Source organism: Pontibacter mucosus, from assembly GCF_003054055.1.
Classification (GTDB): Bacteria; Bacteroidota; Bacteroidia; order Cytophagales; family Hymenobacteraceae; genus Pontibacter; species Pontibacter mucosus.
The window spans coordinates 780,866-806,823 of sequence record NZ_QBKI01000001.1 but is presented as its reverse complement, the minus strand read 5'-3'; the positions used below and the strand labels follow the sequence as shown (position 1 = coordinate 806,823).

The 25,958-nt window shown below is 52.7% G+C and carries 22 protein-coding genes, 1 tRNA gene and 1 rRNA gene; 8 read left to right on the top strand and 16 right to left on the bottom strand.

Features of this window, described 5'->3' with window-relative positions:
* From C8N40_RS22905 to rpmH, 6 genes are all read right to left on the bottom strand, one after another.
* Positions 1–90 (bottom strand): 16S ribosomal RNA (locus tag C8N40_RS22905); the annotation flags it as partial.
* Positions 91–952: 862 nt separating this feature from the next.
* The gene (locus tag C8N40_RS03655; RefSeq protein ID WP_108210391.1) at positions 953–1,468 is read right to left on the bottom strand and encodes a DUF2480 family protein; all 516 of its coding nucleotides are present in this window, start codon (positions 1,466–1,468) and stop codon (positions 953–955) included.
* A gap of 15 nt (positions 1,469–1,483) precedes the next feature.
* Entirely contained in the window at positions 1,484–2,179 is a 696-nt protein-coding gene (tsaB, locus tag C8N40_RS03650) for a tRNA (adenosine(37)-N6)-threonylcarbamoyltransferase complex dimerization subunit type 1 TsaB (protein WP_108210390.1), read from the bottom strand.
* A gap of 139 nt (positions 2,180–2,318) precedes the next feature.
* Complete coding sequence (locus C8N40_RS03645) at positions 2,319–3,968, bottom strand: S41 family peptidase (RefSeq protein WP_108210389.1); 1,650 nt, start codon at positions 3,966–3,968, stop codon at positions 2,319–2,321.
* Between the two features lie 30 nt (positions 3,969–3,998).
* A complete protein-coding gene (locus C8N40_RS03640) occupies positions 3,999–4,406 on the bottom strand; it encodes a ribonuclease P protein component (protein ID WP_108210388.1) in 408 nt (135 codons plus the stop codon).
* Positions 4,407–4,447: 41 nt separating this feature from the next.
* Entirely contained in the window at positions 4,448–4,609 is a 162-nt protein-coding gene (gene rpmH / locus C8N40_RS03635) for a 50S ribosomal protein L34 (protein WP_092105289.1), read from the bottom strand.
* Between the two features lie 768 nt (positions 4,610–5,377).
* Between rpmH and C8N40_RS03630 the strand changes: the two genes are divergently transcribed.
* Positions 5,378–7,093: a M61 family metallopeptidase gene (locus C8N40_RS03630; RefSeq protein ID WP_108210387.1), complete on the top strand. Its 1,716-nt coding sequence runs from the start codon at positions 5,378–5,380 to the stop codon at positions 7,091–7,093.
* Positions 7,094–7,524: 431 nt separating this feature from the next.
* Here the strand turns inward: C8N40_RS03630 and C8N40_RS03625 are convergent, their stop codons facing one another.
* The 8 genes from C8N40_RS03625 to C8N40_RS03590 all read right to left on the bottom strand — a co-directional run bounded on the left by C8N40_RS03625 (position 7,525) and on the right by C8N40_RS03590 (position 14,521).
* On the bottom strand, positions 7,525–8,763 hold the full coding sequence (locus tag C8N40_RS03625; RefSeq protein ID WP_108210386.1) for an NAD(P)/FAD-dependent oxidoreductase: 1,239 nt from the start codon (positions 8,761–8,763) through the stop codon (positions 7,525–7,527).
* 133 nt (positions 8,764–8,896) lie between these two features.
* Positions 8,897–9,097, bottom strand: a complete 201-nt coding sequence (locus tag C8N40_RS03620) for a hypothetical protein (RefSeq protein WP_108210385.1) — start codon at positions 9,095–9,097, stop codon at positions 8,897–8,899.
* A 185-nt stretch (positions 9,098–9,282) separates the two neighbouring features.
* Positions 9,283–10,206 carry a PfkB family carbohydrate kinase gene (locus tag C8N40_RS03615; RefSeq protein WP_108210384.1) on the bottom strand — a complete coding sequence of 308 codons (924 nt, stop codon included), beginning with the start codon at positions 10,204–10,206 and terminating at the stop codon, positions 9,283–9,285.
* Positions 10,207–10,299: 93 nt separating this feature from the next.
* Positions 10,300–10,376: transfer RNA gene (locus tag C8N40_RS03610), tRNA-His, on the bottom strand.
* A gap of 357 nt (positions 10,377–10,733) precedes the next feature.
* Positions 10,734–11,102 carry a DUF6980 family protein gene (locus C8N40_RS03605; protein WP_108210383.1) on the bottom strand — a complete coding sequence of 123 codons (369 nt, stop codon included), beginning with the start codon at positions 11,100–11,102 and terminating at the stop codon, positions 10,734–10,736.
* 5 nt (positions 11,103–11,107) lie between these two features.
* Positions 11,108–12,442 carry a dihydroorotase gene (locus C8N40_RS03600; protein WP_108210382.1) on the bottom strand — a complete coding sequence of 445 codons (1,335 nt, stop codon included), beginning with the start codon at positions 12,440–12,442 and terminating at the stop codon, positions 11,108–11,110.
* A 74-nt stretch (positions 12,443–12,516) separates the two neighbouring features.
* Positions 12,517–13,743 carry a serpin family protein gene (locus C8N40_RS03595; RefSeq protein ID WP_108210381.1) on the bottom strand — a complete coding sequence of 409 codons (1,227 nt, stop codon included), beginning with the start codon at positions 13,741–13,743 and terminating at the stop codon, positions 12,517–12,519.
* Positions 13,744–14,083: 340 nt separating this feature from the next.
* Entirely contained in the window at positions 14,084–14,521 is a 438-nt protein-coding gene (locus C8N40_RS03590; RefSeq protein WP_108210380.1) for a hypothetical protein, read from the bottom strand.
* Between the two features lie 256 nt (positions 14,522–14,777).
* Between C8N40_RS03590 and C8N40_RS03580 the strand changes: the two genes are divergently transcribed.
* Positions 14,778–16,136, top strand: coding sequence for a DEAD/DEAH box helicase (locus C8N40_RS03580; RefSeq protein ID WP_108210378.1), 1,359 nt, complete (start codon positions 14,778–14,780; stop codon positions 16,134–16,136).
* A 770-nt stretch (positions 16,137–16,906) separates the two neighbouring features.
* Here C8N40_RS03580 and C8N40_RS03575 read toward each other — a convergent pair.
* Together C8N40_RS03575 and upp are read right to left on the bottom strand one after the other, a co-directional pair.
* A complete protein-coding gene (locus tag C8N40_RS03575) occupies positions 16,907–17,392 on the bottom strand; it encodes a hypothetical protein (protein WP_245904979.1) in 486 nt (161 codons plus the stop codon).
* 95 nt (positions 17,393–17,487) lie between these two features.
* Positions 17,488–18,144, bottom strand: coding sequence for a uracil phosphoribosyltransferase (gene upp / locus C8N40_RS03570; RefSeq protein WP_245904978.1), 657 nt, complete (start codon positions 18,142–18,144; stop codon positions 17,488–17,490).
* A gap of 248 nt (positions 18,145–18,392) precedes the next feature.
* On the opposite strand from upp, the gene C8N40_RS03565 reads away from it, so the two are divergent.
* The 6 genes from C8N40_RS03565 to C8N40_RS03540 all read left to right on the top strand — a co-directional run bounded on the left by C8N40_RS03565 (position 18,393) and on the right by C8N40_RS03540 (position 25,776).
* Positions 18,393–20,054 carry a hypothetical protein gene (locus C8N40_RS03565; protein ID WP_108210376.1) on the top strand — a complete coding sequence of 554 codons (1,662 nt, stop codon included), beginning with the start codon at positions 18,393–18,395 and terminating at the stop codon, positions 20,052–20,054.
* A gap of 401 nt (positions 20,055–20,455) precedes the next feature.
* Entirely contained in the window at positions 20,456–22,294 is a 1,839-nt protein-coding gene (locus tag C8N40_RS03560) for an ABC transporter ATP-binding protein (protein WP_108210375.1), read from the top strand.
* 128 nt (positions 22,295–22,422) lie between these two features.
* Complete coding sequence (locus C8N40_RS03555) at positions 22,423–22,764, top strand: hypothetical protein (RefSeq protein WP_108210374.1); 342 nt, start codon at positions 22,423–22,425, stop codon at positions 22,762–22,764.
* 9 nt (positions 22,765–22,773) lie between these two features.
* Complete coding sequence (gene lpcA / locus C8N40_RS03550; protein ID WP_108210373.1) at positions 22,774–23,349, top strand: D-sedoheptulose 7-phosphate isomerase; 576 nt, start codon at positions 22,774–22,776, stop codon at positions 23,347–23,349.
* A gap of 140 nt (positions 23,350–23,489) precedes the next feature.
* The gene (locus C8N40_RS03545) at positions 23,490–24,128 is read left to right on the top strand and encodes a hypothetical protein (RefSeq protein ID WP_108210372.1); all 639 of its coding nucleotides are present in this window, start codon (positions 23,490–23,492) and stop codon (positions 24,126–24,128) included.
* A gap of 109 nt (positions 24,129–24,237) precedes the next feature.
* On the top strand, positions 24,238–25,776 hold the full coding sequence (locus tag C8N40_RS03540; protein ID WP_108210371.1) for a YifB family Mg chelatase-like AAA ATPase: 1,539 nt from the start codon (positions 24,238–24,240) through the stop codon (positions 25,774–25,776).
* Positions 25,777–25,958: the final 182 nt, after the last annotated feature.

Below are 25,958 nucleotides of genomic sequence, written 5' to 3'. Positions count from 1 at the left end.
TGAGAACCGAAGTCCTCAGATTCGTTCGACTTGCATGTATTAGGCCTGCCGCTAGCGTTCATCCTGAGCCAGGATCAAACTCTCCATTGTAAGAATTATTTCCTGTAGTTTGCACTACAAATGTGTCTGTCCGACCCCGGGCTCCTTTCCCCCTCTAGTTAGAGGAGGAGAACCTTAAATCTTTTTTCTGTCTCAAGCAATCTCTCAAAGAACCTTTCAAGGGACAACTTCCCTTGTTTGCCCATCTCACTCGATGGTGTCTTTCTTTATTTCCCTCCGGAGCCGTTCGCTCCGTGGCGGGGTGCAAAGGTCGGAAATCATTCTCTAATCTCCAAAACTTTTGCCATCTTTTTTTTTCTTTTTCTCAGCGCTACTCGCCGATGCGCTTCTCTCGAAGCGGGCTGCAAAGGTAAGCAACTTTTCGCATCCCGCAAGCCTTTTTTCAAAACTTTTTTCTGACGCTTTCTCGTCAGCGGCGCCTTCCTTCCGGAAGCGAGGACAAAGGTACGAACTCCTTTTTATCCGCCAAGCCTTTTTTCAAAAGTTTTTTTCTTCCTTCCCGTAGGCCTCCGCCAGGACGCGAGCCCTGTGTTAAGAACCTCTCTTCAGAAGCGCTCCCGGTTGAAGCGGCTGCAAAGGTACGCAACCTTTCTCAAACCACAAGCAAGAAGCAAAACTTTTTTATTCCGTAAGAACTTCCGCCTTTCGGCTTCACTCCCCACCGCTCCTGCTGAACGGGGAGGCAAAGGTAAGCAGAGTTTTCCCAGATGCAAGGCCTTCCCGCCAAAAAAGATGTTGCCACACCGGATATCACTGATGGTGAGGAGGAAAGTTTTTCAGTAGCTTTGTACCTACTCCGTCTTCCATCTTTCTCCCGGACGCTTAGGGGTAACAAAAAGGGGGCATGATTAAGTTCATCATGCCCCCTTTTTTCTGATAAATTTTTTTTACCCTATGCGTTTTTCGGCTTTTTATAGAGCGGTACGGTGCTGCATGGCTCTCCATACATTACACTGGATGCTACCGGAAGCAGCTTACGCATGATCTCCACATAAGCATAAGCAGGTACCGGCGCGCTTCCACATCCTTTTACTACCACCTTTGCATCGCGGTATTCCTCCATATCAATTTTGGCTATCGCCTCCAGAAAAAGTGCCTGCTCCAGCGCCTCCAGATCGCCGAACACATAGTAGTTGGCATGGTTCTGCAGTTTTGTGGCCAGTAACATATAGGCCCAGGTTGGCACGATAGCGTCTACCGAGCAAATGATGGCTACGTTTTTACCATCGTACTGCGACCAGTCATGTTCTTTCACGAAGGCACGGAAGTCCTTCTCGCGCAGGATCAATCCCTGAAACAGGTTATCCTTTATATCATACACTACCCGCTCTCCCGGGTGAATCAGTTCTTCCAGGTTTAGGGTTACCAGCGCACTTTGCGCCACTCGGTTTATGATCTCTTCTGACATGGTTATACCTCCTTGTTATTTTGCGCCCTTGCCCGGGCTTGTTATATAAACATCCTTCAGGTAGAAGGGTTCATAATACGCTACATCCTCAAAGGCCTGCTGTTTATACTTTGGCAGCGCCAACGCCCCTATGGTTTTGGCATTCGGGAGCACGCCTTCTATAAACAAGGCATTGGCCTCTGTGTTTACTATACTTTTATACTTCGCAGCGCCGCTTCCGAAGAAGATGATCGGTTGCTTCTCCAACGTGGCCTTAAAAGTCTGCTCATCCAGCACCACCGGTGCAATCGGCTCCACCTCCTGCAGTTCATGCGTGAGCAGGCAAGTATAAACCTCCATCCGGCGCGCATCCAGCATGGGGCAGAACAAATAACGCTCCGGGTTCGGAGTCATGCTTATAACCTGTGCTGCTAAACCATACAAGGTCGAAACCTCCAGCAGCGGTATGTTGAGCGAGTAGCATAAACCTTTGGCCGTGGATGTTCCGATACGTAGGCCTGTGTAAGAACCAGGTCCGCCGGATACCGCCACTGCGCTTAAATCCTGCAAAGTATACCCGCAATTTTCGACCAGCTGCGCCACCATGACGGTGATGTGGGAGGAGTGCGACTTCTCTATCTGCAGCTCAGATGCCCCCAGCAACTGCTGATCTTTATATAATGCGATGGAGCAGACAGTGGTAGAGGTTTCGAGCGCGAGCAACAGCGGCATGGGCAAGTATAGTTATAGTATGAAAGATACCACAAAATTACGTTACACCGGTAAAGCTTCCAAAAGTATAGCTTATGTATAGCAAAAGAGGGAAGCACTGCTGCGCCTCCCTCCCCTGCTTGTGTTTTTATACTTTTAGTTAATTAGCCTTCAGGTATGATTTATACTTTACAGGATCCTTCAGCACCTGCACAGCTGCCAGGATATCCGGGTCGTCATCAAAAGAAGACTCGATATAACCTTTCTGCAGGTAATAGCGGGAAGCTATCTCCGACTCCAGCATCTCCTGAATCTCGGCGCGGAAACGCATCAGGTCGTTGGCCTTATTATGCGATACTTTCTTACGAATGGCCGCTAACTCGGCTTGTATATCATCATAGTGCTTACCTTCCTTCGCTTTTGAAGCCAGATCCTCCAGCTCATTCTCAATAGCGGTTGTGTAGGAGAGGTCTTTATCATCCAGGTAGGCTACAAACTTTTTATACTCGGCATCGGTCAGCTTAAACTCTGTGGCCGCCGGGATGCTGGGGTGCTCCAGTTTATACTTATTCGCGTAATCGAAGAAGTAGCCTTTGGCAGCTATAGTTCTAATTATCTCTGAGTAATTCGGTTGCTCTACCACTACATCAGGGCTAACACCACCACCGTCGTATACCACACGCCCGGCTGCTGTTTTAAAAGCTGCGCGCAGGGAGTCCGGTATAGTGGCTACACTACCGTCCTCGTTGCGGTGGGCATAGTCGATGGCCTGGATGCAGCGGCCGCTCGGGATATAATACTTAGCTGTGGTTACTTTAAGTTGGGAGTTGTAAGACAGCGGGCGTGTCACCTGCACCAGGCCTTTGCCAAAAGTACGCTCTCCTACCAGCACGGCGCGGTCATAGTCCTGCATCACGCCGGCCACAATCTCGGAGGCCGAAGCACTGCGTGAGCTGGTCAGCACCACCAGCGGCATTTCCAGATCCAGCGGCTCATCCAGGGCCTTGTAGGTTTTGTTCCACTCCTCTACCTTGCCCTTGGTACTCACAATGTCCTTGCCCTTCTCCACAAAAATATTTGAGATGTTCACGGCTTCATGTAGCAAACCGCCGGGGTTGTCGCGCAGGTCCAGCACAATTTTCTGGGCGCCTTTCTCCTTCAGCTTCTGCACCGCCATCTTTACCTCCTTGCCTGCATCCACGGTAAAACCCGAAAGCTGCAGGTAGCCGATCTCGCCATCGAGCATGCCGTAGTAAGGCACATTTTCTACCATGATGTTCTCGCGCAGCAGGTCCAGGGTTCTGGACTTGTTCTGCCCGTAGCTGCGGACTTCTAGTTTAACGGAGGTATTGGCCTGCCCTTTCAGCAACTTGCTCACCTCTTCCGTAGACTTACCCCGCACATCCACGCCATTTACTTTCAGGATTTCGTCGCCGATAGCCAGGCCTGCTTTGTGCGCCGGGGAGTTCTCATAGGGCATCTGCACCACCACTTTCCCGTCGCGGCTACCGATAACGGCACCAATACCGCCATACTGCCCGGTGGTCATGGTGCGGAAATCCTCGATATCGTCCTCCGGAATATAGTTGGTATAGGGGTCAAGCGACTTGAGCATGGCATCAATGCCCGTGCGCATCATCTGCGCAGGCGGCACGTCATCCACATAGTAAGTGTTTACCTCTTTGAAAAGGGTCGCAAAAACATCCAGGTTTTTAGCTATTTCAAAGTATCGCTCAGAGTCGGTTTTAAAGGAAAAGAGGCCAAGGGCAAAAACGCCGATGAAAAGGCCGGTTATAGTTTTCTTATGCATAATGTCAGGCTATAGGAGACGCAGGTAAGTCTATTTACTTACAAAACGCGCCAAACCTGAAATTAGTTTTTTCTGGATAGAGTGGAAAGATTTTTTTTCCTTCCCGATGTAAAGGATGCCCAACAGGCGGGGAGCCTGGTCGGGTTGTTGGGTGATAATGTGCTTGTTTAAGCGATACGCCTCCCGCATCCGCCGCTTCAGCAGGTTACGGTCTACGGCGCGCTTAAAGTAGCGTTTGGAAACGGAGAGGAGCACCTGGGTTTGTCCAGGCGGCAGGTCTTGCGGCGTATGGTATACAAACCGCAGCGGATACAAATTAAAAGAAGAACCCTTGGCGAAAAGCAGCGAGATAAGCCGCTTCTGGCACAAGCGTTCTTCTTTTGAAAATGTATAGTTTAAAGGCTGGCCGGCCGGCTCATTGGTAGCAGCTGTATTCATTAGCGGCTATGCAATAGCGAAGCCTATTCCTGCATCAGGAATTAAGCTGCCTTGTGTCTTTTGTCGCTAGAAACGGTCAGTCTCTTTCTGCCTTTGGCTCTTCTGCTGGCCAATACTCTTCTACCGTTAGCGGTTTCCATTCTAGATCTGAAACCGTGCTTGTTTCTTCTTTTTCTCTGAGAAGGCTGGAATGTTCTTTTCATCGTCTGCCAATGGTTTTATTATGGCCTGCAAAATTAGTAAACCTTTGATGAATCGCAAAGCCTGGTTCATAAATTTTGTAAAAAGATGCTGCGGCGCTGAGTTTTGGTGTTGAGAGAGTTGGTAGTTAAATAGGCTTTATTAAGGTTCTAGACGCTGATTTTATACTTTAGCTATACTATTTATACTTGCTGGTTTATACTTTCTGCAGTTCCGGACATCCTTGTCCGGAACCACTCTGCTGCGGACTTCCGAGTCCGCGTAGGCCATCCTTTATACTTTGGCCATTCTTCCCATAGCCCCTGCTTCCTTCCACTTGACACAAGCTATCTTTACTAGCTGCCGTTCATCCTCTAGTTCGCACTAGCGTCTCGTTGCATTTCGGGCTTTGGAGCTCTCAAGCCCGAGAGGGCTCGCCTTCGGGCATCGCGCGGTGTACATTTCCTTTGCTACCCTTCGGTCGCAATGCCGCCACAGCGGCACCAGAAATCTACAAGGCGCTCAACCCAAAGGCTGGGAAGGGGTCGATAGCTTTAGCTCATGCAATAGGAACCAAAGTGTCCCCTTGAGGGGACTACAGGGGTGTTTATACTTTGGCAATGAAGTTCATACATCAGCCGCAGCAACTACAGACTCCCCGCCTTAGCCAAGGAGGGGCCAGGGGTGGTTGGACCCGGTACTGCAAAGCTCCTCCCCCCTCCCAATAATAACTTCCCACTTTTCAATCCACGTACATAGCTTTGCAACACGAAAGTATAAACTGACGCATCATGATACATTACCGCCTCTCCTTCCAGAACCCGCTAACGCACTTTGTGGATATCGCCATTACGATAAAAGAGAACCAGCAGCAGGAGCTATACTTGCAGCTGCCCGCCTGGAGGCCCGGACGGTATGAGCTGCAGCAGTTTGCCCAGAAGTTGCGCGCCGTAACCGCCTCTGCCAATGGAGAAGGTATCACCATCGAGAAAGTAACCAAGGACCGCTGGCGGGTGCAAGCCGGAGACGCCTCGGAAGTACAAATCCGCTACAGCTTTTTTGCGCGCCAGATGGATGCCGGTGGTTCGTGGCTGGATGAGGAGCAGCTTTACCTCAACCCCATCAACTGCCTGATGGCGGTAGAAGGCCGCGAACAGGAGGAATGCCAGCTACAACTGCAGCTCCCGGAGGAGTGGCAGATTGCGTGCGGGCTGCCCGAGGTGGAGAAGCATACGTTGCAGGCGGCAAATTTTGACGAGCTGGTGGATAGTCCCTTTATGGCAAGCGACAGCCTGAAACGGGAAACGTTTGAGGTAAGCGGTTATACTTTCCACGTGTGGGTACAGGGCGACTGCCAGCCGGACTGGGCGAAAATAAAGCAGGACTTCTTCGGGTTTACCAAAGAGCAACTGGAGGTGTTCGGCGATTTTCCGGTACCAGAATACCACTACCTGAACCAAATTTTGCCTTACCGCTACTACCACGGCGTGGAACACAGCCGCTCTACCGTCATCACGTTGGGGCCGGGCGAGCTACTCATGTCGCCGGCCTTGTACAAGGAGTTTGTGGGCGTGAGTTCGCACGAGCTTTTCCATACCTGGAACATCAAGAAAATACGCCCTGCCGAGATGCTGCCGTATAACCTGGCGCAGGAGAATTACTTCAGGACCGGCTATGTTGCCGAGGGCATCACCACCTACTACGGCGATTACCTACTGGCGCGCAGCGGCTTCTTTACTGCCGAGGCCTACTTTGAGGAGCTCAACACCACCCTGCAGCGCTACTTCGCTGACTACAGCCGCCACAACCTCTCCGTCGCCGACTCCTCTTTCGATTTGTGGCTGGACGGCTACAAGCCCGGCATTCCCGACCGCAAGGTATCCATTTACATCAAAGGCGCCCTCACTGCCCTGCTCCTGGACCTGCAGCTACGCCAGGCAACCAGTAACAAGGCAAGTATGGATGTGGTGATGCAGGAGCTTTGGGAGCGTTTCGGCAAAAAGAGCATCGGCTACTCGGAGCAGGATTACGCCAACCTGGTAGAGGAGGTAGCCGGACAATCGTTCCAGCCATACTTCGACAAGTACATCAACGGTACCGAACCTATAGAGCCTGCTCTGCACGAGGCCCTGCGTTATGTGGGCTGCACCTTGGCAGAGCACCAGAACCCGCTCATCTATGAGGGTAAGTATGGCTTTAAGGTTTCTTCTGAGGGAAGTATAAAAGTGACGGCCATCGCCCCGGGCTCGCCGGCCAGTGAGCTTTTAAGTATAGACGATGAGCTGGTAGCCCTGAACGGACGCAAACTGGAGAACAACCTGCAACAGCTACTGGCGCTGGATCCGCAGGAAATGGAGCTAACCTTTTTCCGCGAGAAGCAGCTGCGCGTGGTCAGGCTGGAGGCAAACGGCCAAAGCTACTACAGCAAGTATACGGTGCAGAAGCGGCAGGACGCGACGGCGGAGGAAAAGGAGAATTTCAGGCTGTGGCTGAAGCAGACGTTTTAAGATACATGATACTTAACCCACCCCTAGCCCCTCCGAGGAGGGGAATTATCCGTAGGCGACTACATCTCACTTGCTGGCGCGGGTTTGCAACCCGTGTCTCATTATAATGTCGGATTTGTAATCCTACTGGGCCATAGGCCCAACAATAGCCGGTCACAAGCGCGGACGCTCGCGCTATTATGAGCCGGTTTACCAAAATGAAACGCTCCTGGGAGGGGAATAATCTACTAAGTTCTACTGAAAACCATCCCTTTGAAGATCAGGCCATTTCATTCTCTTTATTTTGTCATCCTGAAAGGATCTTGGTCGCCAGTAGCAAAGGCTTAAACTCCCTTTTACCAAGTTTCTTAACAGAATGACAGAAGGGTTGAAGGCATTGCGAATAAATAAAAAAGGCCAGTTAGAGGAGCGTGTCTATACTTTAAATTCCTCTAGTTAAAAAGCAGCTTAGCATAAAACGAAGGCTGCCGGAGGCGCTCGCGCAGGTCCAGGTCGTTGAACATGCAGGAGATGGTTTCGGCCAGGGCTTGGTTCTTACTTGCCTTACTGGCCACTTTATCGAAAAGCCAGGGGTAGTTGAGGAGCTTCTGCATCTGGCGGCTCAGCCTAAGCTCTTTCCAGAGGCGGTTGTACACGGCTTTGTCGTAGCCCTGCATGAATTGGGCAGAGAAATTCTGCTGCTGCAGGCACTTCTCCGCTTGCTCTGCCGCCCACCTGCCACTTATCATGCCGTTGCTGATGCCTTCGCCGGTAAAAGGGTCTATCAAGGCGCCGGCATCGCCCAAGAGCATGTAGTTCTCGCCGGAGAGGGTGCGTTTTTTGGAGCCCAGCGGCAAGCCGAAGCCGCGTATCTCATCTACCAATTCGGCTTTGGCGAAGCGGCGCTGCAGTTCCGGATGCTCTGCTATCATGCGCAGCATTTCCTTTTTCAGGTTCACTTTTTTGCGGCTCACAGCGCTGCTCAGCATGCCCACCCCCACATTAGCATGGCCGCCTGGCAAGGGGAAAATCCAGAAGTAACCAGGCAGGAAGTCTTTGAAGAAGTGTAGTTCTATAAAACCGTCGGCATCCATACTTTCTACGCCTTTGTAGTAGGCACGCAGGCCAGCGCAGTAGTGTTCCGGCTCCTGCTCCAGCCCCGCCACATGCCGCGTAAACCCCGATTGTGCCCCATTGGCCACCAACAGCAGTTTTGCCTGCACCAGCGGCTTGCCAAGCTTGTCCGAAAGTATAAACCCGCCTTCCAGAGCACGCTCATACCTGGCTACCTCCACGTTCTCCCGCAGTTCGATTTCCGGCCGCTGCCGCACCTGCTGCACCAGAAAATCATCGAAATGAATACGTTTGGAGATGTACCCGGCTGGTGTGTCCTGCTCCGGTTGATAGTTATACTTGAATGGCACGCTCAGCTTATGCCCGCCGGGCGAGATAAAGTGGATGCCCCACGAGGGCAGCGCCTCCTGTAACTCCCCCAACTGCTGTGGCAGACCTGGCGAAATACGGCGCAGCTCATTTACCACTTTGCCGCTCAGCGCATCGCCGCATACTTTATCTCTCGGAAAGGAGGCCTTGTCGAGCAGGAGCGACGGGATTCCTTTGTTGGCCAGGTGCAAGGCGGCAGTAGCTCCGGCGGGCCCGGCGCCAAGTATACAGATATCGGTTTGGTGCATGGGAAAGTATAAGATCTGCTAAAGATAGTATAAGCAGCCAACCGGCACAAACCGGACATAAAAAAGGGAAGCCCTATTACAGGACTTCCCCCTTCCTTAGTTTTTCATAGTCTATTTTGCTTGGAAAGGCGCCTTACTTTTTATCGTATGGCGTGTTGTTACCGCCCTTTGCCAGGTTGCGGTTCGGGTTCTGCACTTTAGTATCGTCTTTGTTCAGTGCGCTGCGCACCGGGTTTTTCTCAATGTTGCCCATCAGTTTATTGGGGTCTTCCTGATTTGGATTATTTTTCTTCAGCTCATCCAACTTCTTTTTATTCTCATTCTTGATGCTCATAGCTTGTTTTCCTCTTGGTGTATAGTATAGTTTACCGCATCGGGCTATACTTTGTTGCACTTAGTTGCCACTCACCTAACCAGAGAAGTCATCTGCAAGCCTTTTAAGAGCATTATAATTGTACTATATCTAAAAAGAAAAAGGGAAGCCGAGGCCTCCCTTTTATACTTTATACTTGGCTATACTTACTGCAGCACGGTGTCAAACGCCACCAGGTTCACGAACTGCTGCACGCGGGCGTCAATCTCCTCCTGCGAGAGGTTCTTGAGGCGCTCGGTACCGAACTTCTCCACGCAGAACGAGGCCATGGCTGAACCATAGATAACGGCGCGCTTCATGCTCTCGAAGCTGATGTCTTTTGTGCTGGCCAGGTAACCGATGAAGCCACCCGCAAAAGTATCGCCCGCTCCGGTTGGGTCAAACACTTCCTCCAGGGGCAGGGCCGGGGCAAAGAATACCTTCTCCTCGTGGAACAGCAACGCACCGTGCTCACCTTTTTTGATGATGAGGAACTTCGGCCCCATCGCCATAATCTTCTTGGCAGCCTTCACCAACGAGTAGTCGCCGCTGAGCTGGCGCGCCTCCTCGTCGTTAATCGACAGCACATCTACCAGTTTCAGGGTTTCCTTCAGGTCGTCCAGGGCAATGTCCATCCAGAAGTTCATGGTGTCCATCACGATCAGCTTCGGACGGCTGCTAAGGCGCTCGATTACCGTTTTCTGCACCTGCGGCGCCAGGTTGCCCAGCATCAGGTACTCGCAGCCCTGGTAGCTGTCGGGGATGATCGGGTCGAAATCGCCCAGCACGTTGAGCTCTGTGGCCAGCGTTTCGCGGCTGTTCATGTCGTTGAAGTAGCGGCCCGACCAGAAGAAAGACTTCTCGTTCTCCTTTACCTGCACGCCCTCAGTGCTGATATGGCGCTCGTGCATCAGGGCAATGTGGTCCTGGTCAAAATCACCTCCCACTACCGATACCACGTTTACCGGCTTTACAAAGTATGACGACGACAGGGAAATATAAGTGGCCGCACCACCCACGATTTTATCTGTTTTTCCGAAGGGAGTCTCCAGCGCATCAAACGCCATCGAACCTACTACTACTAAGCTCATATTTTTAATTTTGAATGAGTGATTTTTGCATGAGTGAATAGACGCTCGTGCAAAATAAATAAAAAAAGCCCTTGAAGGTTCGCTTCAAGGGCTTGGGGTGGAAGATGGGGCTCGAACCCACGACCCCCAGAATCACAATCTGGTGCTCTAACCAACTGAGCTACAACCACCGTGTCTCGTTTGAGTGTGCAAATATACATAGCATTTCAGACAATGCAATACACTGAGCGCATTTTTTAGCTCAAAAAAGAGCTCAGAAGCGCAAAAAGCTATAAATCAGAAGTATATTTTTTATGAATATATATCTGTCATTATACTCTCTCGCTCTCGTCTGGCGAGTGTGGGTATCATGTGGCGTCCCGCCACGCTAAGTATAGTTGCTATATTTTATACCATAGCGGCCAGAGGCCGCTGGATAGCTCACACTCGCCAGAGGCGAGCGAGTGCAAAAGTTGAGTTTGCAACCGGGACGGAGGCCCGAACTATACTTCGCCACGAGCGAGGACACTCGCACCATGTATAAAGCATTAGTTAATCAGCTTGGTGCCACACCACGGGCAGTAGTTTATTACAACCATAGTAGCACTACCATCATGCACCGGAATGCCGTACAGTCCTTTATCCCATTTATTGATAATCACATCCGGGTCGTCATACTTTATCTCACCGTCCTCGTCCAGGCTTTGGTATACTTTGTCGGCCATCATCAGGCAGCAGTAGCTTTCGTAGGCAAAGCCTTGGGCTTTTAGCTTTTCGGCCGTGGCCCAGTTGTAGCAGGCCTCATCCTCATGGATGGCATCTATGTAAGCCTCATACTCCTCCGAAGTGGTTACGTCCTCCGGCAACTCCTTCCCGAAAAAGCGGCCGTGCAGCTCTTTAAATTTCTCCAGCTCCATACTTGCTACCTGTCAAACAGCAGTCGCTCGCCTTTCTTGCTCTCGTCAAATTCCCCGTTGGCAAAGGCCAGGTGACCGGAAACCAGCGTGTGGGTGATGCTGGAGCTGAACGTGTGCCCCTCGAACGGCGACCAGCCGCATTTGTAGTAGGTGTTTTCTTTGGTTACCGTGTAAGGCTTGTTCAGGTCTACGAGCACCAGGTCGGCCCAGTAGCCTTCGCGGATGTAGCCGCGCTCGCGCACGTTGAAAAGTATAGCCGGCGCGTGCGCCATTTTCTCCACCACTTTCTCCAGCGTCAGCTTGCCCTGCTTTACAAACTCGAGCATCATCTGCAGCGAGTGCTGCACCAGCGGCACCCCAGACGGCGCCTGCTTATACTTGCCCTGCTTCTCTTCCCACAGGTGCGGCGCGTGGTCGGTGGCGATTACATCCAGTTTATCCTCCAGCAGCCCTTTCAGCAGCCCCGCTTTGTGGCGCGCCTCTTTTACGGCTGGGTTACACTTTATCTGGGTGCCATAGGTATCGTAATCCTCTTTATCGAACCACAGGTGGTGCACGCATACTTCGGCGGTGATGCGCTTTTGCTCCAACGGAATGTCGTTGCGGAACAGCTTCAGTTCCTCTTCCGTGGAGATGTGCAGGATGTGCAGGCGGGTGTTATACTTCTCGGCCAGCTTCACGGCCAGGAAAGATGACTTGAAGCAAGCGGCCTCGTTGCGGATTTCGGGATGACATTTCACCGGGATGTCGTCGCCATACTTGGCCTCGTACAGCGCCATGTTGTCCCGGATGGTTTGCTCGTCCTCGCAATGCACGGCAATCGGCAGCTTGGCTTTCGAAAAAATCTGCTCCAGCGTCTGCTCGTTATCCACCAGCATGTTGCCCGTGGAGGAGCCCATGAAGATTTTGATGCCGCAAACGGTGTTGGGGTTGGTGAGCAGCACCTCGGCCAGGTTGTCGTTGGTGGCTCCCATGTAAAAGGAGTAGTTGGCCAGCGAGGTCTTTGCCGCGATTTTATACTTATCCTCTAGCAGCTCCTGCGTCACGGTGTTGGGCACCGTGTTGGGCATCTCCATAAACGAGGTGGTGCCGCCTGCCACCGCCGCCCGGGCCTCGGTGGCTATACTTGCCTTGTGCGTCAGGCCCGGCTCACGGAAATGCACCTGGTCGTCGATGACGCCAGGCAGCAAGTATAAACCGGTGGCGTCGATGGTTTGGTCGGCGTCGGCGGTTATACTTTGGCCAATCTGCGCGATGCGTCCGTTCTGCACCAGCACATCGGCCGTGGTTATACTTCCTTCGTTTACGAGTTGAGCGTTCTTGATGAGGATAGATTTCATACTTGCTAAGATACGTGTTGAGCAAAATTAACACATTATCTTAGTTTCCGGCAGAAATCCTATTGGTTTGTGGGCTATTCCGGCTGCATCAGCTTACCGATGAAAAGTATGGCATTGGAGGATTTCTCCCGGATAAGGAAAACAAAGGGTCTGTCGATGCGGATGGAGGGTGGCCCCACAGAGGTAAACACCACCTCAACAGAAGTTACGGCGGCAGCTTCTGTGCCCTCTTCGTTCACCTCCAAAAAGGTTTTATGCTTTACCTCCGAAATAGCCAGGTTGCTGTGCCCTTCTACCATGCGGCTAAAATCGGCATAATCCGTGAAGGCCACGCCCATCCCCAACTGTTTCAACAGGTCTTTCAATTCTTTCTCATACTCCAGCTTGAACTTGGGCAGGCGCAGTTCCATACTTGTAGGCTGTGCTTCTGCCAGCCAGGCCGTTAATTTTTCGGCGCTCAACTCTTCGACTACATCATCAACCGTACTGCTGCCATCAGGTACAAGGAGCGTCATGCTGAACTGCTGGTTTCCGTAAGGCAGGTCAATAATTTGCTTGTTCCCCGCGTGATAGTATAGATATCCCCCGTCCTTCAGGGTCATAAAATCATGGGTCAGAGTACTGCCACCCGCCAGGTGGAACACACCCGGCCGGGTTAGCTTTTTATCGAATTTATAGGTCCAGGTGCCTTTAAAGTAGATGGCGTTGATGAGGAATAACACATGGTCGGGGCTTATCTCTTCCACAATGTCCTCTATCTTCCCATTGGTGTTGCTTTTAACCCAGCTATTTATCTGGTCTTTGGCAGTTGGCGAGGCAAAATCCAGCCCTTTCACCGTGGCGTTAAAGTATGTTTTGTTCGTTTCTGCGAACGGCGTCTGCAGCTTTAAGTCATTCCTATGCCAAAGCGAGTTGGCCGAGGTAAAAACCACTTTTTTATCTACCCCCTTCAGCAGCGCGTCCAGTTCTTTATAAGATTTGTTGATGTCTTCGTCCGAGCTCAGCTGAAAGCCCAGCGTCTCCCGCATGGCTTCCTTGGTAGCGCCATCGGCCCCATTGTAGGTCATGGCCAAAGCCATACTTATACTTAGCGGCGAGATAAACACATTCTCCTGCTCTTCCTTGCTGAGCTGTGCAAAGGCGCGAAAGGCAAAGTCGTTGGAGCTTTCCACGGTCTTCTGCTCCTGTACCGTCAGGGCGCGTGTGTTGGGCGTATTGTCCTTCACATCGTCTTGCTGGCAACCGGAGAACAGCGTGGCAGCCGCAGTGGCTATACTTAACAGGAGCATATTTTTGTTCATGGCAGTGGCGTTATGGGCAACGTATAAGTCCTTTTCCCAATGACCCTTATGACCGGCAAAGGGTTGCAAAAGCTCAGGAAGTATGCCTACAAGAAGTAGCTGTTACTGATACAGGTGTCTCGCGCATATAGCACAGACACCAAGTTCATTTACTTATAATGGGTCGTAGTATTGCCTAATATTATCTGCTAAAACGCCTGGATAAATTTTCTGAGGGAGTTCGGGCTTATACCCTGTCGTTTGGCATATAATGCATTGATTCAGCCATTTCTGTACTTCGGGGTATTGCCTAGCATATAGTTCTTTATCTCTCCCCTTCATTGATGCAGACTTTTGTGAGTTAAGTTAAATTTTCCAAATCATCCAAATCTCGCCTGCGCCCACTACTCTCCTTGTTCTTACGAAGATCTTTTAAGCTGATAAAATTGACTGGTACACCTTCATCTTCTATCACAACTTTATTAGGATAGCATTCTTCAAACTTTACACCGTCTATACTTGTAAGCACATCTATCCTGAGGGGAGGGTAACCTAACTGAATGATATTTTCTTTGGCGAGAAAGTCTTTCTCTGTCAAACCAAAGCTGCCAAACCCAAACTCCTGCATTACCTTTACCATAGTATTAGCGGTTTCTTCATCAGGACTTATCCATACATCCAGATCACCCGTGTACCTGGGGTGCCCGTGTATACCAACTGCATAGCCGCCCACTATCAGATACTTAACTTTATGCTTGTTTAATAATTCTACAAACTCTCTGAAGTCTTGGCTCAACATCTTTCTTTATAAATTTTATGTATTGGCTGCGAAGTAATTCAATAGCTGCCAAGCGCTCCTGTGGCGATTTGGACTGCCAGTATGCGTAATCCGACTGTTGATCTCTAAGGCTAATTTTTCTAACAACTTTTTCCATACTTCATATAAGTATCAGCAACAATATACGCATTTTACCGGTCGGCTTTACACCAGCTTCACCTCCCTCCCGCAAAAATCCCGTACCTTTGCATTAAAACACCAAGTATAAAGTATAGCCATGGCAGAAGAAGCAGAGAAAGAAGTCACCACGTTCGAGGATTTTAAACTGAACAGGCAGTTGCTGAATGCCATTGAAGAAGCTGGCTACGAGAAACCAACGCCCATACAGTTAAAGGCCATCCCGGTGATAATGGGTGGCCACGACGTGATGGGCATTGCCCAGACCGGCACCGGCAAAACGGCGGCTTTCCTGTTGCCTATCCTGATGAAGGTAAAATATGCGCAGGGCCTGAACCCGCGCGCCATCATACTGGCCCCGACCCGCGAGCTGGTCATGCAGATAGAGGAGCACATCACGCTCCTGGGCAAGTATACCGACATCCGCCACACGGCCATCTACGGCGGACTGGGCCCAAAAACGCAGATTGAGACGATAAACAAGGGCGTCGACATTCTGGTAGCCACACCAAAGCGCCTGATGGAACTATACCTGAAAGGCGAGCTGGTACTGAAAGAAGTAAAAACGCTGGTGCTGGACGAGGCCGACAAAATGATGGACATGGGCTTTATGCCTCAGATCCGCCAGATGCTGGAAGTAATCCCGCGTAAGCGCCAGAACCTGCTGTTCTCCGCCACGATGCACCCCAAAGTGGTAGAGTTGTCGGAAGAGTTTCTCGAATTCCCGACCCGCATAGAGGTTACGCCGCAGGCCACGCCCGTCGAAACCGTGAGCCAGACCTTGTACCAGGTGCCCAACCTGCGCACCAAAATCGCAATGCTCGAGCACATCATTCAGGACAGGGAGGTGTTTAACCGCGTGATCATCTTTACCAGAAGCAAGAAAAATGCGGAGGATGTGGCCAAGTTCCTGGAGCGGAAAGAGTATGGAGAGGTGCGGGCCATACACGGCAACAAAGGGCAGAACACGCGCATCAACTCCATGGAGGCCTTTAAAGGCGGCGATGTGCGCTTTTTGGTGGCTACGGATGTGGCTTCAAGAGGGATTGACGTGAGCATGGTGAGCCATGTGATCAACTTTGATGTACCGTTTGTGTACGAAGATTACGTGCATCGCATCGGCAGAACAGGTCGGGCTGAGAACGAAGGGGCCGCCATCACATTCGCCAACCCGGCCGAAATGTACCATATCCGCAAGATAGAAAAGCTTATACGGATGCAGATACCGGAACAGCCGATGCCGCCGGAAGTAAAGATCCATGAGATAACCTTTGAGGAGCAGCAGGCCATCGCCCGCGACATAGATCACCAAAAGCGCCTGGAGAACCCTGACTTTAAAGGTGCTTTCCATGAGAAGCAAAGCAAGCATAAGTCTAATTTTGAGAAGGGCAAGAAGAAAGGCGACCCGAAGAACTCTGGCTGGCAGAAAACTAAGAAGAAAGGCAGTCGCAGGAAGTAATGGTATTTCCCAGGTAACCTTCCGCTGTTCTGGACATCGTTGTCCGGAATCCGTTCTGTTGAGGGCTTCCAAGTCTGCGTAAGGTATACTTTACCGCAATCGCTGGCGCGAGTTTGCAACTCGTGCCTAGCATGAGGTTGGATTTATAACCCAACTGGCTTTAAAGGCATACATTTATACTTTGGCTATACTTTATACCTGCTGGTTTATACTTTCCTAGCCGCCGCTTCCTTCCACTGGACACAAGCTCTCCTTTCTAGCTGCCGTTCATCCTCCAGCCCCACAAACCTAAAGTTGCACTTCATACTTTGGCTCCCTCAAGGCCGGGAGGCCTCGCCTTCGGGCATCGCGCGGTGTACATTTCCTGCCCTCGTGCCTCGGGCTGCCTGCGGCACCGGAAATCTACAAGGCGCTCAACCCAAAGGCTGGGAATCATTCGATAGCCATGGCTAACGGAGCTTCAGCCAGAGTCCCCCTTTGAAGGGGGTAGGGGATGTAATCGTCAGCAAATGATCCCCCTCCCCGGAGTGGCTAGGGGTTGGTTTATACTTTGTAGGGACAGGTCGCGACCTGTCCGCGCGAGAACCAAGGCTATGAAACTTATACTTCAGCAGTGGCAATAACAGACTCCCCGCCTTAGACAAGGAGGGGGAAGGGGTGGTTGGACCCGGTATGGCAGAACCCCCTCCCCTGTTTTTAGGGGAGGGGCGGGGAGGGGTTGATTTTCCGCCAGGGGTGGTTGGACCCGGCACTATTTAACTCCGCAAGCCTCACAGCTTAATATTCAAAAGCAAATGCTCAGCCATATCGCCGAACTCAAATACCATCAGGTTTAAGACAGAGCTCCAGAAAATGGAACTCCAGAGCATATGCAGGAAGATGTTTTTGCGTGGGGCTCCGAAGAGCGCTACGACCAGCGTGCCGAAGATAGGGGTAAAGATTACGGGTGTCAGAAAAGCCACGCCCGGAACGCCGAAATGCTGCCACACCCGTATGATTCGGCGGGTCCGTTTGCTAAACACCGGCTTTTGCCTAGCCCGCCTGCGTTGCGAGATCCATTTGGCCACCGCCTTACCGATGGTAGAGAAGATGGTAACACTGGTCATCATGCCGGCCACTGTTAGCAGCACGGTTTCAGGGTAAGATAAGCCAAGCGAAACACCTGTCAGCGGACCTCCAATGAACTTCACCATGCTCATCAGGTACACCGAAAGGTACTTCAATACTTCCACAAACACCACAGGGCTCAGTAACAAGGGTAAACTGTTTCAGGTCGCGCGAAAAGGGCAACTATGCTTTATACGTTTCCGGCTAAAATAAATGCACCGGCGCAAAGGAAAGTATGGGCAGTTTATACTTTGGGGCCAAAGGCCAGGTCGCCGGCGTCGCCGAGGCCGGGCACAATGTAGGCTTTTTCGTTGAGGTGGTCGTCCAGCGCCCCCAGCCAGATATGCGCCTCCGGCACCTGCTCCTGCACATACGCCAGCCCCTCGGGGGCTGCAATGGCGGCGGCAAAATGCACCTGCAGCGGCTTGCCGTGGCGCAGCATGCCCTTGTACGATTTCACCAGCGAGCGGCCGGTAGCCAGCATGGGGTCCGCCAGAATCAGAATTTTATCGTGCAGGTCGGTGGAGGCCAGGTACTCCATGTTGATCTGGAGCGCCGTGTGCTCCTCCTCCACCCGGTACGCGCCCACAAAGGTACTATAGGCCTTGTCAAAATAGTTGAGCATGCCGTTATACAGCGGCAAGCCCGCCCGCAGAATAGTGGCCAGCACCGGCTGCTCGGCCAGCAGGAGCGTCTTTGTCTCGGCCAGCGGCGTGGTGACGGTTACTTCCCGGTATGGCAGCGTCTTGGAAATCTCGTAGGCCAGCAGTTCCCCCAGGCGCTCCAGGTTGCGGCGGAAGCGCAGGCTGTCACCATGCACATGCACGTCGCGCAGCTCAGCTACAAAATGGTTCGCCAGCGAAGGGGTTTGGGTCAGGATATGTACGTTTTTATTTTCCATGATAGCTGCCAAAGTATGAACGGGTTTCATCCCAAAGATACACAAGGGCGCGCCTTACGCCAATCCGCAAGCCAAATTTCGCGCTCCTCTCCTCCTAACATCTTACACCCCGCATACGTACATGCCGCCCTGATGCGTTCTGTCAGGGCCCTGCCAAGTATAAATTCAGCCACCAGGGCAGCGGAATCAACCTTAAAAACAGTACATTCGCATTTAATAATAGTGATATAGCCACAAACCACTTATACATGAAACGCATACTTGGTGCTTTTGCCCTCTCGCTTGCCGCTTTTGCCGCGCAGGCGCAGGACGTCTACATGCCCTACGACCGCGACACCTATCACCTCATAGACCGCTACCAGATAAAGTTTGGGAAGCAGGTGCCGGAGATGCACACCGCCGTTCGCGCGTACGGCCGTGCCGAGGTGGCCGAGTTGGCAGAGATCAGCGCCCGGAACGCTGTCACCCGGGCCGATGAGTTTAACGCCGCCTACCTGCTCAACGACAACTGGAACTACACCGACCAGGCGCAGAACGAGAGTCGCAAACCCTTCCTCACGCATTTCTACCGCAACGTGTCTGACCTCTACCATGTGGATACCGAAGATTTTGTGCTGCGTGTAAACCCGGTGATTCATTTTGAAGTGGGCGTGGACAACGAGTCGGATGGGGTGCGCTACGTGAACACGCGCGGTGCCCAGATAGAGGGAAGTATAGACGACCGGTTTGGCTTTTACTTTTTTGTGGGCGAAAACCAGGCCCGCTACCCGGAGTACGTGAACCGCCGCATCCGGCGCGATGGCGTGGTGCCGCACGAGGGTTTCTGGAAGGATTTTAAGAAGGATGGGGCCGACTACATCACGGCACGCGGTTACATGAACTATGCCCTGAGCAAGCACGTGGAGATACAGCTGGGCCACGACCGCCACTTTATCGGCGACGGCTACCGCTCGCTCATCTACTCCGACTACGCGCCGCCAGCCTTTTTCCTCAAGCTCAACACCAAAGTATGGAAGCTGCACTACATGAACCTCTTCCAGGAGCTGATTCCGGTGTTTAACCGCCGCGATGAGCTTTATCCGAAGAAGTACATGGCCATGCACCGCCTGGGCATAAACATTACCGACAACTTTAACTTCGGCCTTTATGAGCAGGTGATTTTTGCGCGCGGCAAGGGCCGTTTCGAGCTGCAGTACCTCAACCCGATCATCTTCTACCGCAGTGTGGAGCACGGTCTGGGCAGCCCCGACAACGTGCTGCTGGGGGGAGACTTCCGCTGGAACCTCTGGAACCGCCTGCAGCTGTACGGTCAGGTGGCGCTGGATGAGTTTGTGCTGGATGAGGTGAAAGGCGGCAACGGCTGGTGGGGCAACAAGTTCGGGGGCCAGATCGGAGCCAAGTACATCGATGCCTTCGGTATTCCGAACCTGGATTTGCAGGGCGAGGTGAACGCTATCCGCCCTTATACTTACCAGTATGAGGATGAGTTCTCCAACTTCCAGCACTACCGCCAGCCGCTGGCGCACCCCATGGGAGCCAACCTGGTGGAGCTGGTGGGCATCGTACGGTACCAACCCATTCCGCGCCTGCACCTGACGGCCAAGGCCATTGCCACCCAGTATGGCCAGGACGTGGTTTCTGCCACCGATACGCTGAACTACGGCAACAACGTGCTCCTCTCCTACCTCGATCGCGTGTCTACTTACGGCAACGAAATTGGGCAGGGTGTTAAAACTAACCAGGTACACGTCGACCTGACCGCCTCATTCCAGGTGCGCCACAACCTGTTTGTGGACCTGAAGCAGGTGGTGCGCCGCGTGAAGGCAGCAGGCGAGGCACCGGACTACAACACCTCCTTTACCTCTTTTGCCCTCCGCTGGAACATCCCGCAACGGCTACACGAGTTTTAACCTTCTTCCGCCCCCTTCTGCAAACAGGAGGGGGCTTTTTTATACTTCTTCTGCCGCAAGCTTTCAGCTTGCGAAAGTATAAATAAGTATAATTTATGTAAGCTGAAAGCTTGTCGGTATGGTTAACCACGAGCTGAAAGCTTGCGGTAGGTTTAAGCCATATGTCCGCTTATGCCATTAGATCTGTACCACCTACTAAGCATCTCCGCCAAAACTTCCGCTTTACATTTATCACTCCGTTCTATTTGAGTATCTTTGCAGCGGTTAGGTGAATCGCACCGCAATAACCAAAGTATAAACAACTTAACCCTGATTTGTGGCTGCCACAGTGTAGCCATACGTGTTGCCCGTTTGCAGAGAAGGCTTGTGCAGCAGAAGCATCCGGCAACCCCAACCATACCATGAAGACCTACCTTCGCATACTACAGTTCGCCAAACCCTACAGCCGGTTTGTGCCGCTCTATACCCTTTATACTTTCCTGGGCATCATTTTCGGCCTGTTCAACTTCACGCTCATCATTCCGCTGCTGGATGTGCTGTTTGGCGAGGTGGGGCCGGAGAAAGCGGTGGCAATGGCCGCCACCAAACCCGAATTCGCGCTGAACATCGAGTTCTTCAAAGACTTCTTTAATTACCACTTCGGACAGGTGATTCTGCAGGAGGGCAAGCAAGGGGCACTGATGTTCGTCTGTATCATCATCATCGTATCGGTGTTTCTGGCCAACCTGTTCCGTTACCTGGCCTTCCGGATTGTGGGAGCGCTGCGGGCGCACGTGGTGCGCAACATGCGCCGGGCCGTGTACAAGCGAGTTACCGAGCTACACCTGGGCTATTTCAGCAATGAGCGCAAAGGCGACTTGATGACGCGCCTGACCGTAGATATACAGGAAGTGGAAAGCTCCGTGGTGAGCACGCTGACGGTGGTGATTCGCGAGCCGGTTTCCATCATTGCCTTTTTTATACTGCTCTTCAACATGTCGGTGGAGCTGACGCTGTTCTCGCTTATACTTCTGCCGCTATCCGGCGGTATCATTGCGGGCATCTCCAAGCGACTGAAGCGGAAGGCCAAGGAAGGCCAGAACTCGCTGAGCTTTATACTTACCATCATCGATGAAACGCTGAGCGGCATGCGCGTGATCAAAGCCTTCAATGCCGAGCCGTTTATACTTGGTAAATTCCACGACCAGAACAACCGTTATGCCCGCATCCAGCGCTCCATCGCCAACAAGCGCGATTTGGCCTCCCCGTTGTCGGAGTTTCTGGGGGTATCGGTGGTGGCGGGATTGCTGCTCTACGGCGGCACGCTGGTGCTGAACCAGGAGTCGGAGCTTTCGGCCAGTGAGTTTATCACCTACATCATCCTGTTCTCGCAGGTATTGGTGCCGGCCAAGGCCATGTCGGCGGCCTTCAGTAACATCCAGCGCGGCCTGGTGTCCGGCGAGCGGGTGCTGCAGGTGGTGGATACCGATCCGCAGATCAAAAACAAGCCTAACGCTAAAGTACTCCCTGCTTTCAGGCATGAGATTGAGTTCAGGGACGTGGCCTTTGCCTACGGCGACAAGCCGGTGCTGCAGGACATTAACTTTAGCATACAGAAAGGCAAAACGGTGGCCCTGGTAGGCCCGTCGGGTGGCGGCAAGTCCACGCTGGCCGACCTGGTGCCGCGCTTCTACGACCCCACCAGCGGCGCCATCCTCATCGACGGCCACGACATCCGCGACTATACCATGGAGTCGGTGCGGGCGCAGATGGGGGTAGTGACGCAGGAGTCTATCCTCTTCAACGATACCATCTTCAACAACATCGCCTTTAATAAAACCGATGCCACGGAAGAAGAGGTCATCGCCGCCGCTAAGATCGCCAACGCGCATGAGTTTATCATCAACGCCGAAAACGGCTACCAGACCATGATTGGCGACCGGGGCAGCAAATTATCAGGCGGGCAGCGCCAGCGTTTAAGTATAGCCCGGGCCATCCTGCAGAATCCGCCCATACTCATACTGGACGAGGCCACCTCGGCGCTGGACACGGAATCGGAGAAGCTGGTGCAGGAAGCCTTGACCAACCTGATGAGAAACCGCACCTCCATCGTGATCGCGCATCGGTTAAGTACCATTCAGCATGCCGATGAGATACTGGTGCTGCAGCAGGGCAGAATTGTAGAAAGAGGCACCCACGACGAGCTTCTGGTGCACTCTGGTTTGTACGCCAAGCTAACCCAAATGCAGCTGACGGTTTAACCTGATTTTGTACTTCAGAAGTATAGCCGCTACCTAAAACATAATCTTACAACTATATAGTATTTGCAAATAATATTTTTTTGTTAATTTTAGCCAAACAGTTGTTGTACTCAAATCGCTCAAGCGGCATGAAAGCTCTGAAAGCACTTCTCGATGTACTTGTGTTTGGTTATATCATCTTCACGGTACTGCTCCTGGCGGGGGCTATAGACGAAACGGCTATCTTAAATACAAATGCGGAGGATGAAGTCCTCACGCTGTACAAAGGGCTGGTAGCCATAGGCGGCGTGATGATGCTGGCCCGCGTGGTGGTAAGCAGCGTTTATGTAGCCGACCTGAAGCACGAACAGTACCGCGCCGAGCTAAAAATCAACAACCTGAAAGCCTCCCTCTACGAGAGCCGCCAGGCGTTCCGCAGCAACAGCTACAAAGAGACGTACGCCGAGGAGCGGCAGGCAGAGGTGGCGTAAAATACCCACATGACAGCTACTACCATACTTGCAGAACTGACGCAGGCACAGGATGTGCTTAACGCGTTTCTGTCTGATGCGGCTAACATCGCATCCATTGAAAAGGCCGCTGAAACGATGGCCGCCTCCATCCAAAACGGGGGCAAAATAATCAGCTGCGGCAACGGCGGCTCCATGTGCGACGCCATGCACTTTGCCGAGGAACTTTCCGGCCGCTACCGCAACGACCGCCGCGCCCTGCCGGCCCTCTCCATCTCCGACCCCAGCCACATGAGCTGCGTGGGCAACGACTACGGCTACGAATACGTGTTCTCCCGCTACCTGGAGGCGCTGGGCAACCAGGGCGACGTGTTGCTGGCCATCAGCACCAGCGGCAACTCGGGCAACGTGCTGCGCGCCGCCGAGACGGCCAAGGCCAAAGGCATGAAAGTGGTTGGCCTGACCGGCAAAGACGGGGGCAAGCTGGCCTCGCTCTGCGACGTGGAAATACGCGTACCGCACTTTGGTTACGCCGACCGCGTGCAGGAAATCCATATCAAGGTCATCCACATCTTTATACTTTTGCTGGAGCAGAAGCTGGTGTAACTCACCTCCAAGTATAAACCAAAGTATAAATCCGGGTGGCAGCGCAGTTTCTACCACCCGGATTTATACTTTTAACCTGCCTTGGGCATTCTAAACACGGAAAACTCGTACGTAGTAAGTATAAATTTATACTCTGCCGGATGAAACACACGCTATACCTTATACTTGCGCTGGCCGCCTTTCTCGCCTCCTGCCAAAGCCAGGAAAACAGCAGGCAAACCGAGCCGGACACCATACCCGCCGATACCACCGCAGCACAGCCACCTAAGCCTCCCGCCCCGGACTCGACTTACCTCATCGTTCCAGGCGAAAGTATAGGCAAGGTGAAGGTGGGGATGTATGGCGAGGCACTGGCGCGTATACTTGGCGAGCCCGACAGCAGCGACGCCGCGATGGGCAAGGCACTCTACTTCTGGGAAGGTGAACAGCCGGCGCATTATGTGTCGGTGTTTACGGTAACTGATTTCGGAGGCCAGGTAGAGAAGCCGGTGGTGCAACAGGTACAGATCACCTCGCCGCGGTTCCTGACAAAAGACAGCATCGGCACGGGCAAGCCCCTCTCCGAGATCCGCCAAAAGTATGGTCCGCTCCGGCCACTGGCTTATTTCCAGAACGCGCAGCGGCAACAGGTCTACATTTTCGACAACCAGGCCCAGGGCATCGCCTTTGAGGTAACGCTGCCCGACAGCCTGTGCTCTGCCATCACGGTGCATCCCAAAGGCGAGGATATGGCCGACATCTACCTGCCCCTGCACCCGGACATGACCCGAATTAAGTAATTTTGCCGCAGGCCATACTTTTAAAAGTATAACTCGGAATCAATTAGGTGCCAGCGTTGTTCCGCATCAAAAAAATCCTGAGAACCTACACTCCCAACTGAAAGCAAACATGCTGATTAAGACCTTTGGCAGCGCCGTGCAGGGCGTCAATGCCTACACCATCACCGTAGAGGTTAACGTTAGCCCCGGCACCAAATACTTCCTGGTAGGCCTGCCCGACAATGCCGTAAAAGAGAGCGAACAGCGCATCGAGTCGGCCCTGAAGCACTTTGGCTACAAAATCCCGCGCCAGAAGATCGTCATCAACCTGGCTCCCGCCGATATCCGCAAGGAAGGCTCCTCCTACGACCTCACGCTGGCCATGGGCATCCTGGCCGCCTCCGGCCAAATTTCCGCCGACAAGGTTTCGCAATACATGATCATGGGAGAGCTGTCGCTGGACGGTTCGCTGCGGCCGATAAAGGGCGTGCTGCCCATTGCCATACAAGCCCGCAAGGAGGGTTTTAAAGGTTTTATACTTCCGGCCCAGAACGCGCAGGAGGCCGCTATCGTGAACAACCTGGACGTGATCGGGGTGAACAACATACTGGAGGCGATTGAGTTTCTGGATGGTGCCCGAGAGATTGAGCCTTTGGTGATAAATACCCGCGAGCTTTTCGGCAACACCGCCGACCAGTACGCTGCTGATTTCTCGGATGTGCAGGGACAGGAAAATATTAAGCGTGCCCTGGAGATAGCCGCTGCCGGAGGCCACAACCTGATTATGATCGGCCCGCCGGGAGCCGGTAAGACCATGCTGGCCAAGCGCCTGCCGTCCATACTTCCTCCCCTTTCAATGCACGAGGCACTGGAGACAACCAAGATACACTCGGTAGCGGGCAAACTGGGCGAGGCCGCCTCACTCTTGACCACACGCCCCTATCGCTCCCCGCACCATACCATTTCGGATGTAGCCCTGGTGGGAGGCGGTGGCGTGCCGCAGCCTGGCGAGATTTCGCTCTCGCATAACGGGGTGCTGTTCCTGGATGAGTTGCCCGAGTTTAAGCGCACGGTGCTGGAGGTGATGCGCCAGCCGCTGGAGGAGCGCCGCGTGACCATTTCCCGCGCCAGGACCACCATTGATTTCCCGGCTAATTTTATGCTGGTGGCCAGCATGAACCCGTGCCCCTGCGGCTACTACAACCACCCTGAGAAAGAATGCGTGTGCGGCCCCGGTGTGGTGCAACGATACTTAAACAAGGTAAGCGGCCCGCTGCTGGACCGCATCGACCTGCACGTGGAGGTGACCCCTGTTACGTTTGACGAGATGACTGCTACGCGTAAGGCTGAGGACAGCGCCTCTGTGCGGGAGCGTGTGATGAAGGCACGCGACGTGCAAACGGAGCGCTTTAAGGACGTGCCGCAAATTCACTCCAACGCCATGATGCCTTCGCAGATGGTGAAGGAAATATGCCAGATAAATGAGGCGGGCCGTACGCTGTTGAAAACGGCCATGGAGCGCCTGGGCCTCTCGGCACGCGCCTACGACCGTATCCTGAAAGTGAGCCGCACCATTGCCGACCTGGCAGGCATCGAAGAGATAAAAATTGAACATTTAGCAGAGGCTATTCAGTACCGCAGCCTCGACCGCGAAGGCTGGGCAGGCTAACAACAGCACAGCAAATAAACCTGTTTAACAATAACTTAACAAAAGCAGCAGCCATACCCGGTTGCTGCTTTTTGTTTACCTTATTCATACTTTATACTCCCTAAATTGTACTCCTGTATCGCCAAGTTTATACTTTGAGCCTATACTTTTCCGCGAACCTTGCGTAATACCATACGACTGTT

Coding starts and splice junctions, on each gene's coding strand:
- C8N40_RS03605 (WP_108210383.1), bottom strand. CDS start 11,102: ATGGAGCTGGAGAAATTTAAAGAGCTGCACGGCCGCTTTTTCGGGAAG.
- upp (WP_245904978.1), bottom strand. CDS start 18,144: ATGGAAAATAAAAACGTACATATCCTGACCCAAACCCCTTCGCTGGCG.
- C8N40_RS03640 (WP_108210388.1), bottom strand. CDS start 4,406: ATGAATACAGCTGCTACCAATGAGCCGGCCGGCCAGCCTTTAAACTAT.
- C8N40_RS03555 (WP_108210374.1), top strand. CDS start 22,423: ATGAAAGCTCTGAAAGCACTTCTCGATGTACTTGTGTTTGGTTATATC.
- C8N40_RS03615 (WP_108210384.1), bottom strand. CDS start 10,206: ATGAGCTTAGTAGTAGTAGGTTCGATGGCGTTTGATGCGCTGGAGACT.
- C8N40_RS03630 (WP_108210387.1), top strand. CDS start 5,378: ATGATACATTACCGCCTCTCCTTCCAGAACCCGCTAACGCACTTTGTG.
- C8N40_RS03645 (WP_108210389.1), bottom strand. CDS start 3,968: ATGCATAAGAAAACTATAACCGGCCTTTTCATCGGCGTTTTTGCCCTT.
- C8N40_RS03655 (WP_108210391.1), bottom strand. CDS start 1,468: ATGTCAGAAGAGATCATAAACCGAGTGGCGCAAAGTGCGCTGGTAACC.
- C8N40_RS03600 (WP_108210382.1), bottom strand. CDS start 12,442: ATGAAATCTATCCTCATCAAGAACGCTCAACTCGTAAACGAAGGAAGT.
- C8N40_RS03540 (WP_108210371.1), top strand. CDS start 24,238: ATGCTGATTAAGACCTTTGGCAGCGCCGTGCAGGGCGTCAATGCCTAC.
- C8N40_RS03545 (WP_108210372.1), top strand. CDS start 23,490: ATGAAACACACGCTATACCTTATACTTGCGCTGGCCGCCTTTCTCGCC.
- C8N40_RS03560 (WP_108210375.1), top strand. CDS start 20,456: ATGAAGACCTACCTTCGCATACTACAGTTCGCCAAACCCTACAGCCGG.
- lpcA (WP_108210373.1), top strand. CDS start 22,774: ATGACAGCTACTACCATACTTGCAGAACTGACGCAGGCACAGGATGTG.
- C8N40_RS03595 (WP_108210381.1), bottom strand. CDS start 13,743: ATGAACAAAAATATGCTCCTGTTAAGTATAGCCACTGCGGCTGCCACG.
- C8N40_RS03620 (WP_108210385.1), bottom strand. CDS start 9,097: ATGAGCATCAAGAATGAGAATAAAAAGAAGTTGGATGAGCTGAAGAAA.
- rpmH (WP_092105289.1), bottom strand. CDS start 4,609: ATGAAAAGAACATTCCAGCCTTCTCAGAGAAAAAGAAGAAACAAGCAC.
- C8N40_RS03565 (WP_108210376.1), top strand. CDS start 18,393: ATGAAACGCATACTTGGTGCTTTTGCCCTCTCGCTTGCCGCTTTTGCC.
- C8N40_RS03580 (WP_108210378.1), top strand. CDS start 14,778: ATGGCAGAAGAAGCAGAGAAAGAAGTCACCACGTTCGAGGATTTTAAA.
- C8N40_RS03590 (WP_108210380.1), bottom strand. CDS start 14,521: ATGTTGAGCCAAGACTTCAGAGAGTTTGTAGAATTATTAAACAAGCAT.
- tsaB (WP_108210390.1), bottom strand. CDS start 2,179: ATGCCGCTGTTGCTCGCGCTCGAAACCTCTACCACTGTCTGCTCCATC.
- C8N40_RS03625 (WP_108210386.1), bottom strand. CDS start 8,763: ATGCACCAAACCGATATCTGTATACTTGGCGCCGGGCCCGCCGGAGCT.